This is a genomic window from Spirosoma endbachense (assembly GCF_010233585.1).
GTDB classification, from domain to species: Bacteria; Bacteroidota; Bacteroidia; order Cytophagales; family Spirosomataceae; genus Spirosoma; species Spirosoma endbachense.
Genome location: NZ_CP045997.1, coordinates 1,859,320 through 1,872,740, shown reverse-complemented (window position 1 = coordinate 1,872,740; position 13,421 = coordinate 1,859,320). Strand labels below are relative to the sequence as shown.

Here is a 13,421-nt window from a genome sequence, read left to right as displayed (position 1 = left end):
CGATGAGCAATAAAAGACTATTGGCTTGCTTAGGGATAGCTTTCATTGCCCTACTCAATGCCGCCTGTAGTGTTCCGCGCCTGGTTGGAAAAACAGAGAATAAACTGGTACCTGCGAGTTATAACAACTCGCAGGACTCGACCAATTCGGCAAAGAGTACCTGGAAAGAGTATTTTACCGACCCCAATCTGGCAGCCCTGATTGATACAGCTTTGTATAACAATCAGGAACTAAATATTACGCTACAGGAAATCCAGATGGCTAATAACGAAATATTAGCCAGAAAAGGGGCTTACCTACCCTTCGTTACGGTGGGTGGCGGTAGCGGTGTCGACAAGGTGTCGCGCTATACGAGTCAGGGAGCGGCCGATGCCTATTCAGAAATAAAACCGGGTAAAGAAACGCCGGAGGTTTTACCGAATTCGTATATAGGTGCCTTTGCCAGTTGGGAAGTGGATATCTGGCATAAGCTGCGTAACGCCAAAAAAGTGGCCGTAATGAATTACCTGGCTTCTATTGAAGGGAAGAATTTCCAGGTTACGAATCTGGTCTCTGAAATTGCCAATTCGTATTACGAGCTTATGGCACTCGACAATGAGCTGGAGATCGTACAGAGAAACATTACGGTTCTTACCAATGCTTTGAGTATCATAAAGCAGGAGAAAGAAGCGGCCAAAGTAACCGAACTGGCCGTGCGCAGGTTTGAAGCTGAGGTATTTAAAACCCAAAGCCTTCAGTACGAAATTCAGCAAAAGATTGTCATAGCAGAAAACCGGATTAACTTTCTGGTGGGTAGATTTCCGCAACATGTTCAACGGAATTCCCAGAATTTTGGCACTTTAATTCCTGCCAAAATTTCGGCAGGTATCCCACCCCAGTTGTTAGCCAATCGCCCTGATATCCGACAGGCTGAATTGCAACTGGCGGCAGCCAAGCTGGACGTAACGGTGGCTAAAGCAAATTTTTATCCTTCGTTAAACATTTCAGCATCAGTGGGCGTCATGGCCTTTAATCCGATCTATCTGGGAAATCTTCCTCAATCATTGATCGCTTCGCTGGTTGGTGATTTAGCCGGTCCCTGGATCAATAAGAATGCCATTACGGCTACGTATCAAAGTGCCAATGCCAAGCAAATTCAGACCGTTTATAATTACGAGCGAACAATTCTGAATGCCTACATCGAAGTTGTCAATCAGTTGTCGAATATTGATAACCTGGAGAAAAAGTACAACATGAAGAATAACCAGGTGGAGGCACTTACCCAGTCGACTGGTATATCGATCAAGTTATTTACTTCAGCCAGAGCCGATTATATGGAAGTGCTGCTAACTCAACGCGATGTGCTGGAAGCACGAATGGAGCTTATTGAAACCAGAATGCAACAAATGAATGCGCTGGTCAATACGTACCGGGCGCTTGGTGGTGGATGGAAATAAATTCCTGATACTAATTAATGTAGGCCTTTAACTAAGACCCGTGCCACGATTTCGACCCGTGGCACGGGTCTTAGTTAAAGGCCTACTACTTTTTTCTGAATCTCTTCTGGAAAACCTGATCAACGGTCAAAATAATTGAACAAAAACGGCTTAAAATCGTAGCTTGTAACAGACTTGTTGATACCTCCAGATGACTTACGAAAATTCACGCGCTTTCGCTCAACAACTTGATCAGGCCGACCCTCTTCGGCAGTTTCGCGACCGTTTTCATATTCCTCAGCGCGACGACAAACCCTTAATTTACCTGTGCGGTAATTCGCTTGGCCTGCAACCCAAAACAGCGCGTGAAGCCCTTGGCCGGGAGCTTGATACCTGGCAGAATCTAGGTGTTGAGGGCTGGTTCGATCATTCTGCCGTTGCAGAGACGGAAAGTGACAGACAAACCTGGTTAGGCTACCATACGACCTGTAAAGATTCTCTGGCGCAAATCGTAGGGGCCGAAACTTCGGAGGTTTGTCCGATGAACGCTCTGACCGTGAATCTGCATTTATTACTGGCTTCCTTTTATCGGCCCGGTACAGCTGATTCTTCAGGGAAAAAGAAGTATAAAATTCTTACGATTGCTGGTGATTTTCCATCGGATCAATATGCTCTTGAAACGCACGTTAAGCATCATGGATTAAATCCCTCGGAGGCAATTATCGAAATAGCGCCACGATCCGACGACAGCCTGATCCATACGACAGATATACAGCATGCCATTGCCGAACATGCCGACTCGCTGGCTTTGATCTGGATGAGTGGCCTGAATTATTACACGGGGCAGGTTTATAACATGGATGCGATTACCCAGACAGCCAAACAGCATTGCGTGCTCATAGGTTTTGACCTGGCCCATGCGATTGGAAACGTACCCTTGCGGCTCCACGAATGGGGCGTTGACTTTGCCACCTGGTGTTCCTATAAATACCTCAATGGTGGGCCGGGGGCTGTGTCGGGCGTGTTTGTTCATGAGAAACACCATGATCAGAACTTGCCAAGGCTAGCTGGTTGGTGGGGTTATCGCGAAGGCCGGCGTTTTGATATGAAGCCCGGTTTTCTACCAGCTCCCGGAGCCGATGGCTGGCAGGTTAGTACGCCTAATATTCTGTCACTGGCTTTGCACCGCGCAGCTCTGGCCATTACAGCCGAAGCTGGAATTATTCCACTCCGGCAAAAAAGTGAACTATTAACCGGCTATCTGGAGTATGTGTTGGCACCGTTTGATGAAGTGCTGCTGGTAACGCCCGACGATCCGAACCAGCGCGGTTGTCAGTTATCGTTGCTGGTGCGCAAAAAAGGCCGTGAGTTGTTTACTTATCTGACCGAACAGGGTATTATCGGCGATTGGCGCGAACCCGACTGCATTCGACTGGCTCCCACACCCCTATACAACACATTTGAGGAAGTATGGCGGGTAGGGGAGGTAATGAGCGGCTATTTTGGCGTACAGTAGTACACAAGCAGATGCCTAAAAATTGCTTGAAGTGCATTCATGCAGTCAGTAACTGTTGTCAGTTTTCAGAAACAGAATCAGGCTTATTGAACGCAACATTCCGCTTCAGACCCTCCAGTTTGGTTCGTTTTACGGCCGATCGGCGGAAAACCTCACGAAAAACATCTTCCGTAATTTCCTCCCAGTCGACCTTTGTAAACGAGGCTAATTCGGGATTTGGGCTGAACTCAACCGTTTTGTGTGGTTTGGCAAAACGATTCCAGGGACAGACATCCTGGCAGATGTCACAACCGAAGACCCAATTGTCAAATTTTCCCCGAACATCGTCAGGAATTGCCTCTTTTAACTCAATCGTAAAGTAAGAAATACATTTGCTGCCATCAACCACGTAGGGGCCAACAATTGCGTCGGTTGGGCAGGCGTCGATGCAACGCGCACAGGTTCCGCAATAGTCAGTAATTGGGCCATCAGGTTCCAGCTCAAGATCAAGAATTAACTCGCCAATAAAGAAAAATGAACCGATCTCGCGATTGATCAGATTGGTGTGTTTTCCGACCCAGCCTAATCCCCCTCGTTTTGCCCAGGCTTTATCCATGACTGGAGCTGAATCGACAAAAGCCCGCCCACCGACTTCGCCGATTTCTTCCTGAATATAAGCCAGTAAATCTTTTAGTTTGTCTTTGATAACATAGTGATAATCTGCACCATAAGCATATTTTGAGAGCTTATAATCAGCATCGGATTCGGGAAGTTTCTGCTCTGGATAATAATTGAGTAAAACCGTTATGACCGATTTGGCGTCATCGACCAGCAGACGTGGATCAAGCCGTTTGTCGAAGTGATTAGCCATGTAATTCATCTGGCCATGCATCCCATTCTTAAGCCAGGTTTCCAGACGGGGCGCTTCTTCTTCCAGAAAATCAGCCTTCGCCACGCCACAAAAATCAAAACCTAAGGCAAGGGCTCTGGCTTTGATCAATCGAGTGTACTGACTTGTTGACGAATGCATAAAAAGACGAAGACGACTGTTTCTCGAAAACAGATTTGCCGGAAAGATAAATCCTGTAAATTAATAAATCAGTGTAATCGCAGTTCATAAATCGTGTCAACTTGGCAGTAAATGCGGTTTTGGCCGGGCTTTTGCCCATCTTTGCATATGAATTTCTGGAAGCGAAATAGAAGCTCATCAATGGAAAATAAAGACATTTTGGACGAAGAAGCGTCTACGAATACGCAACAACCTGACAACCTGACAACTGCAACGGCAGCCGGTGAAGAGGCTGTACCCGTCAATGGCGGAGAGTCGGAAGAAACAACTGAAAGCAATTCGGCAGAAGGCTTTGTAGCTGAAACGGAACGGATTGGCAGCGAATTAGCTGAACTTAAAGATAAATACCTCCGTTTGTACGCTGACTTTGAGAATTTTCGCCGGCGCACGGCCAGGGAAAAACTAGACCTGATCAATAACGCCAATGAAGGCTTATTACAGGCGTTGATACCGGTTGTTGACGATTTTGAGCGCGCTATGCAATCCATCGAAGCAACGGACGATATTGCCGCTGTAAAAGAAGGTATAGCCCTGATCTACAATAAGTTGTTTAAGACTTTAGAGAATAAAGGCTTAAAGCCAATGAGCTCGAAAGGGGAAACGTTCAATGCCGACCTGCACGAGTCTGTAACTCAGTTTCCGGCTCCAAGCGATGATCTCAAAGGAAAAGTCATCGACGAAATTGAAAAAGGGTACTATCTGAATGACAAGGTCATTCGGTTTGCGAAAGTAATTGTAGGAGCATAATTTTTAGGTGTGATGTGGGATATATGATGTATGGTCCAATGTGCCAGACTAGACATCATATATCCCACATTATATATCCCGACCATGGCAACGAAGCGCGATTATTACGAAATACTGGGCGTTGATAAGAACGTCTCGGCGGAGGAGTTGAAAAAGGCATATCGGAAGATGGCCATCAAGTACCATCCCGATAAAAACCCCGATGACCCCACCGCCGAAGAGAAATTTAAGGAAGCGGCAGAGGCTTACGATGTTCTGAACGACCCTCAGAAGAAGGCTCGCTATGACCAGTTTGGTCATGCCGGTGTGGGTGGAGCTGCTGGTGGCTATGGTGCCGGTGGGCCAACCATGGAAGATATATTCAGTCAGTTTGGTGACGTTTTTGGCGACGATTCACCCTTTGGCAGCTTCTTTCGGGGAGCGCAGGGGGGCGGAGGACGCCAGCGCGTTCGTCGTGGCTCCGATCTGCGTATCAAGCTGAAATTGAATTTACAGGAAGTTGCCAACGGCGTCGAGAAGAAAATTAAAGTGAAGCGCCACGTTACCTGTAACACCTGTGGTGGTAACGGGTCTAAAAATGGAACAGCCGTACAAACCTGTACGACCTGTAGTGGAACGGGGCAAACCCGCAAAGTAGTCAACACCATGCTTGGGCAGATGGTCTCGACCAGCACTTGCCCAACCTGTAATGGGGAAGGTAAACTAGTAACCGACCGGTGCGACGTATGCTTTGGTGAAGGTCGTGTATTGCAGGAAGACGTTATTCCAATTAAGATTCCGGCCGGTGTTGCTGAAGGTATTCAATTGTCGGTAGGAGGAAAAGGAAACGTACCCCCGCGGGGTGGTGTTGCTGGTGATTTGCTTATTGTCATTGAAGAAGAAGAGGATGCTGATCTCAAGCGTGATGGTAACAACGTCGTGTTTGATCTGTATGTCAACTTCGTAGATGCCGCTGTCGGCACAAATGTTGAGGTGCCAACTATTGACGGGAAGGCACGTATTACGCTTGATCCGGGCACACAGAGTGGAAAGATACTTCGTCTTAAAGGCAAAGGAATTAAAGAATTGAACGGCTATGGTCGTGGTGATCAACTCGTTCATGTTAACGTCTGGACGCCAAAAGCGTTGTCGTCAGAAGAGCGGTCGATGCTGGAAAAGCTACGTAACTCACCGAACTTTCAACCGAAGCCTAATAAAAATGAAAAAGGGTTCTTCGATAAAATGAAGGATTTCTTTCACGGATAAGTATTGACCACAAACGGTCAATAAACAAACAGATAGAAAAACGCCAGGGAGCTCCATTATGGGGCTTTTTTGGTTTATGGGTCTTTTGCTTCCTGTAAGTCTATTTTTGGGAAAATTCGTTCTTGTAATTACTTCTTATTTTTCAGCGATTCTAACTATTGAAGCCTGTTGAGCAGTTCAAACTGGCTTGGGGTAATAACTCGTGGCGGTTCAATAAATACGTTACATTTGAACGCGCTGGAAAAGTAGGATAGAACTATGTTTTGTCCTGTTGGAGAGGATATTGCGAACCGTAACAGATCAGTAGTAGTAGTCTGTAGCTGTCCAGAAGTAAGGCTTACCCTGATTGTACCAGGATTCCTGGTGGTACTCAATTTGCCGCGTCATTCGTCCCTGAGCGTCATATTCATTCGTATAGGAGTAGTCATAGGTATGGACGCCGTCTGTATAACCGTAGTCAAGAATCTTTTTATGGACGAGTGCATTTCGACTGGTTTCTCCCAGAAAGGTCAACTGGGCTGGCGGAGCAAGATGCGAGTTATCGTAGGTCATCTGAGTTACCTGCTCTAGCTTACCGTTCGCTATTCCATACTGCTCAATACGAACCACGTTCCCATTCTCAATAGTGAATACCTGCCGGTTATTCAGCAATTGTACTGTTTTTAGAATGCCTTCGGCCGAATACTGTCTCAACGTATCGACATCGATGTAGGAGTAACGTTTTTTAGTCCGGCTCAGCACCCTACGCTGCGAGTCGTCGAGTCGGTATTGGAACCGAATGCCGGTACTGCCTTCCAGTTCCTGAAATTGCCCGTTTTGATAAGTGTATTCACTTTTTAGTGTTCCGCTGGTGTAAGGGCCACCAACGTTGGCCGAATACTGGGTTCGGTCGTAGTTGGTTAGCCTCCCCTGCGAATCGTAGCCAAAGCTCATGCTATCTTTCGACGCAATTGCCTTGACCACCCCATCAATTAGCACGGTATCCAGCATGGGTTCCTGATCCAGAAAGCGGTAATAGAGGATAACAAGATGGTTCACCCGCTGTCCAGATGAAGGAGCTGGCGTGAGTTCTAATGGCGCATCTTTACAGCCAATAATGAGAATACACAATACCGCGAGAGCAAGCGTTATCCTTTTCATAAAGACTGAATTATGATGATGTTGAGTATAAACCAGCGAGTAAGCCTATTTGTGCAAACTGGCCCGCTCTAAAGTAGAGAATTCAGTTGATTTTTCCGCAGCTTAACTGCTGAACCGCAGCTAGTAACTGATCGCCCGAATGCCGAATGCTGACTGGTTTCCAAAGGTATAGTCTTCATCGTTACTGATTTAAGCTAGTTAATGGGTAAAGCAAATTGCTCCTTTCCTTTTGAGTAAAAACATTATCTGCTTTATGAAACATTGGACAAAGTACCTCCTGGGCGGGGCAATCGCAGCGTTAAGTATCGTTTCGGCAATAGCCCAGAAAAACCCCGAAGATAAGGCAGGGTGGAAACTGGGAGCTCAGGCATATTCATTTCGGTTATTCCCCTTTGCAGAAGCCCTGCGGAAAATTGATAGTTGTGGCCTCAAATATGTCGAAGCATTTCCGGGTCAGCCGATTGGTGGAGGCATGGAAGGGAAAATGGACTTTAAAATGGATGCTGCAACCCGGCAGGCCGTTAAGAAATTAATAAAGGATAAAGGGCTGACAGTAGTGGCTTATGGTGTGATCAACCCTAAGACAGATGAAGAATGGAGTGCGTTGTTTGAGTTTGCGAAGGATATGGGTATTCTGAATATCAATTCTGAGCCTACTCCTGAGCAAATGCCTTTAGTACGCAAACTGGCTGAGCAGTATAAAATCAACGTAGCCTTACATAACCATCCCAAACCGTCGCGCTACTGGCATCCTGATACGGTTCTTGCCGCTATCGGTGGGAGCAAATACATCGGCTCCTGCTCCGATATTGGTCACTGGGTTCGTTCAGGACTCGACCCGATTGAGTGTCTGAAAAAACTGAATGGCCATGTAATTGGTATGCATTTTAAAGATGTGAAGAAAGATACACCCGATGGTAAATACCACGATGTGGTCTGGAGTACGGGCGATTGCAAAGTAGAAGCCGTCATTGCTGAATTGAAACGCCAGCACTTTAAGGGCCCGATTTCGGCTGAATATGAATACCACTGGGAAAATAACGGCCCTGAGATAGCGGAAAGCGTTAAAAATTTCCGGGAGATTTATAACCGGGTGAAGGTGCAGTAGAGGCAAGGGGTGGGGAGCCAGAGCGGGGAGACGAGCAAATGCATAACTCCGTTCACTGCCCCTTGCTCCCTGCCGACTCCGTCCTTAACTTCGTAGCCTGTAATTGACTGTATCATGGCTCTCACAACTCTTGTTAAAATCTCCAACGTTACGAATCTTAGTGATGCCCGGTATTGTGCTGGTATGGGTGTTGACATGCTTGGCTTTTCAATGGACGCTGAATCAGCAGATTATGTTGACCCTAAAAAGTTTGAAGAAATAAAATCGTGGGTTGCCGGAGTACAGATTGTAGGCGAAACAACGTCGACTGATCCGGAAGTTATTGAGCATCTACTTGAGACCTATCAGCCTGATCTGCTTCAGGTTGATGAGTCAGCTTTACTACCGTACCTGGGTTCATTAGGAAAACCACTCATTCTACGGGTCGATTTGTCGCAGTTGACCCTCGATCATCTTGATAGCTTCCTGCAGACAGGTGCAACCGGGGCCGAATACGTGCTGCTCGAAAGCAATGGGCCACTTCACCTTGATGACGATCTGAAACGGGCACTCCAACGGCTGGCAGGACGATACCCCGTATTATTGGGCACCGGTGTTTCTGCCGTCAATGTACATGATCTATTGGCACAGCTTCCTGTTCGGGGAATTGCGCTTAGCGGTGGCGACGAAGAACATCCTGGCAATAAAGAATTTGGTGAATTGATGGATATTCTGGAAGCCATCGAGGAAGAGTAAGGGCGGTTTTCCGTCTTCAATGGGCAGAAAGGGGGATCAACTGCCCGTTGAAGACGGAAACCAATAATCTCCTGTCTGTCGCCTGCTACTATGTATTACCTACTATCATTGAAAACATACTTCCATCAAACCGCGCGTCCATTCTTCCTATTCTCTTTTCGCAGGTCCTGCTCCGTTACTAGGTTTACATCGGTTTTAGACACAAAAAGCCATGAACAAACGATTAGAACGTATTTCCGACCAGGCCCAAATAGGGGGAGTATGCGCTGGTATAGCCGATTATTTTGGCATAGATCGTGCCGTAGTCCGGCTCATTTTTGTGATAGGAATTTTTATCCCCCATTTTCCGGCTCTTATCATTTACTGTATCTTGTGGATCGCACTGCCAGAACGTAGGTTCGGTGGATCAACAGCTCAGACAACCGTTTATGCAAACCCCGTTTTTTCTATGAATCCCTACAATCCCAATCAACCCGCATCGCCCGACCGTAGCCTTATCGGCGGGGCAGTTCTGATTCTTCTCGGCGTTCTGTTTCTGCTGGATCGCTATCTCGATATTGACTTTGGCGATCTTTGGCCATTCGTTCTGATTGCGATTGGATTGTGGCTGATTTTCCGGGATCGTATCAAAACGCCATACGATCCTGATAAAAATAACACCAACAACCCTTTATAAAAGATGGCTGATCCCGGATGGATTTTGCAAACGACAACAATCCATCCGGGATCAGCCATAAATAAACTTTGTCATGCAACGAAGAAATGGATTATTCTGGGGCATTTTTCTGCTCACGTTTGGTGTGCTGTTCCTGGCTCGAAGAGTCGGATGGCTTGATGTCAACTGGCATTCATTGGTAAATCTGTGGCCGGTTCTTCTGATTCTGGCCGGTATTAACCTAATTCTGGAGCGTCGTGGCAATCCGGCGGCCTTTATCACAACGGTGATGCTGGCAGTAGCCGTCCCGACCACTTTATTCGGGTTCTTTACGCACGATCGGGATCACGACGGTTTTGGCATCCATTGGAATAATCATGATGATGATGACGACGATGATGATCATCATCGTAATGACAATGATAACGACGATAACGAGGACGACTATCACTCTGAACGGGATAATCGGGATGCGGGGAAAATTCAGACGAATACGTTCACCGAAGCGATGGATGCCGATACCCGTGAAGCTGTACTGAAACTAGCGGGCGGAGCCGGACGCTTTATAATCAGCGATCCAACGACTGAACTCATTAAAGCTGACACCAAGCAAAATATCGGTAGCTATTCGATGTCGGTGGACCGGGATGAAACAACACACATTCCGACCATTGAGTTAAAGCCGACGGACGAGAATCAACATATTGACCTTAAAGATGGTAAATTCGAGAATCGGGTAGACGTCCATCTGAACGATAAGCCGGTCTGGTCAATGGATATTGCACTGGGTGCCGGGCAGGGCGACCTTGATTTAAGTGCGTATACCGTGAAGGATTTAAAACTAGCGGTGGGGGCAGCTGACCTGGATCTTAAATTAGGGGCCAAAGCTGATGTGTCCGATGTGAAACTCGATGTGGGTGCGGCTTCGGTGACAGTGCATGTTCCGAAAGAGGTAGGATGCCGCATTAAAAAAGATGGCGCCCTGAATTTAGAACGCCTTGATGATTTTACCGATGTAGGTGGTGGCGAATTTGAGAGCCCTGGCTACAGTTCTACCAAAAAGAAAATGACGATTCGCTTCGATGGCGGTATCTCCAGCTTTAAGGTAGTTCGGTATTAGTAAACGAAAATGACAGGGGCGATCTGATCAGATCGCCCCTGTCATTTTCGTTTAATTCTGATTGTTCAACCGATTAAGCAGCATCTTATTAAAAGTCTGCTCTGTTTTATATAACTCGGTCAATTGGGCCGGACTGATTACCTTCAGAAACCGACTCATATATTCTTCATCAAGATCGGCGAGTTTTTGCTTGGTTGAGTTTATCTCGCGCAGGCCATTTACCAACTGATTATCGTTGAGGCTCGTACGGGAAGGCTCGTTACTCAACTGCCGAATCCGGCGGTTCAACTCCTGCTTTTTACCGTTGTATTCGTTATAAACCGCCCAGAACTGTGGTGCCTGATCTGTTGTCAGATTGAGCCGATTGGTAATCATGCCAATCTTTGCGGCCTCAATTTTCTGGCGTCCGTTAGGGTCGTTTTGCGCCATTGTGATGTGTGTTGTCATCACTAAAGCTACTATCCAACCAATCCATGCGTGTCTCATCGTGGTAAAATTAACCATTCTATAAAGTCAGGAGCCGAAGCCCAGTGATTCTGATACGTTTTGCTCGTCAATGTGCTGCTGAATATCGGCGGGTTTCACATTTAAATATTGAATGGCCGTTGTATCGCTGCCCAATGACGTATGAACTTGCTGACCGTCGGCTAACTCATACGGATCGATTCCCTGATCATCAAGATAAGCTGCAATCACGTCGTTACTTACACCCGTTAGTGCTTCTCTGCCAATAGACTCCTGCCGTTGGGGTAAGGTTTTCCAGATCAGCACGGCAATCAGACTGGCACCGGCCAGCGAAGTTACCGTACGTTGCCACGACCAGCTAATGCTAAACGCTGGTTTAGGTTTACGGGTCACGCGAGCCTGCACTCGTGATGGCAGCTGGTCGAAATAGCCATCCGGAGCACGAAACGGTTGTTGTCGAAGCGGGTGCTCGGGAGGAAGTTCGTCAATCCTGAAGTTGCTCATTTCGTTCATTGTCGTTCAGTGTACAAGTTACACAATTCGTTCTTTATATGCGATTTGACAAGTTACACTGATCGGGGTTTAATCAGACGTATCAGATTTATCCAGATAATCTTCGATTTTTTTTACGGCAAGGTGATAGGATGCTTTTAAGGCTCCAACTGACGTACCGGTAATCTCGGCAATTTCTTCGTACTTCATGTCATCGAAGTATTTCATGTTGAACACCAGCCGTTGTTTATCCGGTAATTTTAGCAGGGCCTTCTGCAACTTCAGTTGAATTTCTTCGCCACTTAACTCGTTGCCCGACGTGACGAAATCCGAATTGCTTTCCAGTTTTTCCATCAATTCGCCCTCGACGTCGCCAATAGGCAGGAAAAAACGTCGTCGCTTCTTGTTCAGAAAATTGAGGCATTCGTTGGTAGCAATGCGGTAAATCCAGGTATATAACTGACTGTCACCCCGAAACTGTTCCAGGCTATTCCAGACTTTAATAAATGTTTCCTGAACCAAATCATCAGCGTCGTCGTGGTCAATGACCATCTTACGGATATGCCAATAAATTTTCTGCTGATACTGACGTACCAGCAGATTAAAGGCATAATTCCGGCTCGACGGGTCGCGGTATTTGGCGAGGAGTTCTGCGTCAGTCATTCTTTTTAGGAGTTGGGAGTGAGAAGCGAGGAATGAGAATAGCCGACACGCTATTGTTTTTCGCGGAGCATTCTCACTCCTTGCTCCTCATTCCTAACTACTCTATTTTCTTCCCATTACTTTCTTCACCTGCTCAACAATTTTGTCGGCAGTGAGGCCATATTTTTGCATCAACTGGTCGGGTGTACCACTTTCACCGAAGGTATCGTGAACGCCAACGTACTCGAGCGGAGCCGGAAAATTTTGGGCCAGAACGTGCGCAACGCTATCGCCCAGGCCTCCGCTGATCATGTGCTCTTCTGCCGATACGGCACAACCCGTTTTCTTCACCGAAGCCAGAATCGCTTCTTCGTCTAACGGTTTAATTGTGTGAATATTGATAATATCGGCTTCAATTCCTTCTGCTGCCAGTATTTCGCCTGCTTTGATGGATTCCCAAACCAGGTGGCCGGTGCAGAAAATTGATACATCAGAGCCTTCATTGACGGTCCATGCCTTACCGATTTCGAATTTTTGATCGGCAGGCGTAAAGACCGGAATAACGGGCCGTCCGAAGCGCAGGTAAACCGGCCCAACATGGTCGGCGATGGCGATGGTAGCGGCTTTGGTCTGGTTATAATCGCAGGGGTTGATGACGGTCATGTTGGGTAACATCTTCATCATACCCAGATCTTCCAGAATCTGGTGGGTAGCACCGTCTTCGCCCAGCGTAACACCCGCGTGTGATGCGCAGATTTTAACGTTTTTGTTGGAATACGCAACCGACTGACGAATCTGATCGTAGACCCGACCCGTAGCGAAGTTAGCGAATGTGGTTGCGAAAGGAATATGACCGCCAATCGTCAGGCCAGCCGATACGCCAATCATATTGGCTTCGGCAATACCGCACTGAACAAACCGTTCGGGGTTGTCTTTAATGAATGCTTCGAGTTTCAGCGAGCCAGCCAGATCGGCGGTTAGCGCTACTACGTTGGGATGGGTTTTGCCAAGTTCAGCTATACCCGCGCCAAAGCCCGAGCGAGTGTCTTTTTTTTCGGTGTACTCGTATTTTTTCATGATTTTTTCAGGACAG

General features: G+C 47.0%; 14 protein-coding genes. 8 read left to right on the top strand and 6 right to left on the bottom strand.

Annotated features, from left to right (window positions below; all coding sequences use genetic code 11):
* The first annotated feature begins 2 nt into the window (after window positions 1–2).
* Together GJR95_RS07380 and kynU are read left to right on the top strand one after the other, a co-directional pair.
* Window positions 3–1,436 (top strand): TolC family protein, encoded by a 1,434-nt coding sequence (locus tag GJR95_RS07380; RefSeq protein ID WP_162385263.1) that lies wholly within the window; start codon window positions 3–5, stop codon window positions 1,434–1,436.
* 190 nt (window positions 1,437–1,626) lie between these two features.
* Window positions 1,627–2,931 carry a kynureninase gene (gene kynU / locus GJR95_RS07375; RefSeq protein ID WP_162385262.1) on the top strand — a complete coding sequence of 435 codons (1,305 nt, stop codon included), beginning with the start codon at window positions 1,627–1,629 and terminating at the stop codon, window positions 2,929–2,931.
* A 58-nt stretch (window positions 2,932–2,989) separates the two neighbouring features.
* Here kynU and queG read toward each other — a convergent pair whose 3' ends face one another.
* Window positions 2,990–3,940: a tRNA epoxyqueuosine(34) reductase QueG gene (gene queG, locus GJR95_RS07370; protein ID WP_162385261.1), complete on the bottom strand. Its 951-nt coding sequence runs from the start codon at window positions 3,938–3,940 to the stop codon at window positions 2,990–2,992.
* Window positions 3,941–4,120: 180 nt separating this feature from the next.
* Between queG and GJR95_RS07365 the strand changes: the two genes are divergently transcribed.
* Window positions 4,121–4,726, top strand: a complete 606-nt coding sequence (locus tag GJR95_RS07365; RefSeq protein WP_162385260.1) for a nucleotide exchange factor GrpE — start codon at window positions 4,121–4,123, stop codon at window positions 4,724–4,726.
* Between the two features lie 84 nt (window positions 4,727–4,810).
* Window positions 4,811–5,971 (top strand): molecular chaperone DnaJ, encoded by a 1,161-nt coding sequence (dnaJ, locus tag GJR95_RS07360; protein ID WP_162385259.1) that lies wholly within the window; start codon window positions 4,811–4,813, stop codon window positions 5,969–5,971.
* Between the two features lie 300 nt (window positions 5,972–6,271).
* Here the strand turns inward: dnaJ and GJR95_RS07355 are convergent, their stop codons facing one another.
* Window positions 6,272–7,111 (bottom strand): hypothetical protein, encoded by an 840-nt coding sequence (locus GJR95_RS07355; RefSeq protein WP_162385258.1) that lies wholly within the window; start codon window positions 7,109–7,111, stop codon window positions 6,272–6,274.
* A gap of 253 nt (window positions 7,112–7,364) precedes the next feature.
* Between GJR95_RS07355 and GJR95_RS07350 the strand changes: the two genes are divergently transcribed.
* The 4 genes from GJR95_RS07350 (at window position 7,365) to GJR95_RS07335 (ending at window position 10,729) form a co-directional block, all read left to right on the top strand.
* On the top strand, window positions 7,365–8,219 hold the full coding sequence (locus GJR95_RS07350) for a sugar phosphate isomerase/epimerase family protein (RefSeq protein WP_162385257.1): 855 nt from the start codon (window positions 7,365–7,367) through the stop codon (window positions 8,217–8,219).
* Window positions 8,220–8,333: 114 nt separating this feature from the next.
* Window positions 8,334–8,954, top strand: coding sequence for a phosphoribosylanthranilate isomerase (gene trpF, locus GJR95_RS07345; RefSeq protein ID WP_162385256.1), 621 nt, complete (start codon window positions 8,334–8,336; stop codon window positions 8,952–8,954).
* A 211-nt stretch (window positions 8,955–9,165) separates the two neighbouring features.
* Window positions 9,166–9,630: a PspC domain-containing protein gene (locus GJR95_RS07340; RefSeq protein ID WP_162385255.1), complete on the top strand. Its 465-nt coding sequence runs from the start codon at window positions 9,166–9,168 to the stop codon at window positions 9,628–9,630.
* A gap of 73 nt (window positions 9,631–9,703) precedes the next feature.
* Window positions 9,704–10,729 (top strand): LiaI-LiaF-like domain-containing protein, encoded by a 1,026-nt coding sequence (locus tag GJR95_RS07335; protein ID WP_162385254.1) that lies wholly within the window; start codon window positions 9,704–9,706, stop codon window positions 10,727–10,729.
* 51 nt (window positions 10,730–10,780) lie between these two features.
* Here the strand turns inward: GJR95_RS07335 and GJR95_RS07330 are convergent, their stop codons facing one another.
* The 4 genes from GJR95_RS07330 to GJR95_RS07315 form a co-directional block, all read right to left on the bottom strand.
* Window positions 10,781–11,233 carry a Spy/CpxP family protein refolding chaperone gene (locus tag GJR95_RS07330; RefSeq protein WP_162385253.1) on the bottom strand — a complete coding sequence of 151 codons (453 nt, stop codon included), beginning with the start codon at window positions 11,231–11,233 and terminating at the stop codon, window positions 10,781–10,783.
* Window positions 11,234–11,242: 9 nt separating this feature from the next.
* A complete protein-coding gene (locus GJR95_RS07325; RefSeq protein ID WP_162385252.1) occupies window positions 11,243–11,707 on the bottom strand; it encodes a hypothetical protein in 465 nt (154 codons plus the stop codon).
* A 69-nt stretch (window positions 11,708–11,776) separates the two neighbouring features.
* A complete protein-coding gene (locus GJR95_RS07320; protein WP_162385251.1) occupies window positions 11,777–12,349 on the bottom strand; it encodes an RNA polymerase sigma factor in 573 nt (190 codons plus the stop codon).
* A 102-nt stretch (window positions 12,350–12,451) separates the two neighbouring features.
* Complete coding sequence (locus GJR95_RS07315) at window positions 12,452–13,405, bottom strand: transketolase family protein (protein WP_162385250.1); 954 nt, start codon at window positions 13,403–13,405, stop codon at window positions 12,452–12,454.
* Window positions 13,406–13,421 lie beyond the last annotated feature (16 nt).

Coding starts and splice junctions, on each gene's coding strand:
- GJR95_RS07350 (WP_162385257.1), top strand. CDS start 7,365: ATGAAACATTGGACAAAGTACCTCCTGGGCGGGGCAATCGCAGCGTTA.
- trpF (WP_162385256.1), top strand. CDS start 8,334: ATGGCTCTCACAACTCTTGTTAAAATCTCCAACGTTACGAATCTTAGT.
- queG (WP_162385261.1), bottom strand. CDS start 3,940: ATGCATTCGTCAACAAGTCAGTACACTCGATTGATCAAAGCCAGAGCC.
- GJR95_RS07340 (WP_162385255.1), top strand. CDS start 9,166: ATGAACAAACGATTAGAACGTATTTCCGACCAGGCCCAAATAGGGGGA.
- GJR95_RS07335 (WP_162385254.1), top strand. CDS start 9,704: ATGCAACGAAGAAATGGATTATTCTGGGGCATTTTTCTGCTCACGTTT.
- GJR95_RS07365 (WP_162385260.1), top strand. CDS start 4,121: ATGGAAAATAAAGACATTTTGGACGAAGAAGCGTCTACGAATACGCAA.
- GJR95_RS07355 (WP_162385258.1), bottom strand. CDS start 7,111: ATGAAAAGGATAACGCTTGCTCTCGCGGTATTGTGTATTCTCATTATT.
- GJR95_RS07325 (WP_162385252.1), bottom strand. CDS start 11,707: ATGAACGAAATGAGCAACTTCAGGATTGACGAACTTCCTCCCGAGCAC.
- dnaJ (WP_162385259.1), top strand. CDS start 4,811: ATGGCAACGAAGCGCGATTATTACGAAATACTGGGCGTTGATAAGAAC.
- GJR95_RS07330 (WP_162385253.1), bottom strand. CDS start 11,233: ATGGTTAATTTTACCACGATGAGACACGCATGGATTGGTTGGATAGTA.
- GJR95_RS07320 (WP_162385251.1), bottom strand. CDS start 12,349: ATGACTGACGCAGAACTCCTCGCCAAATACCGCGACCCGTCGAGCCGG.
- GJR95_RS07315 (WP_162385250.1), bottom strand. CDS start 13,405: ATGAAAAAATACGAGTACACCGAAAAAAAAGACACTCGCTCGGGCTTT.
- GJR95_RS07380 (WP_162385263.1), top strand. CDS start 3: ATGAGCAATAAAAGACTATTGGCTTGCTTAGGGATAGCTTTCATTGCC.
- kynU (WP_162385262.1), top strand. CDS start 1,627: ATGACTTACGAAAATTCACGCGCTTTCGCTCAACAACTTGATCAGGCC.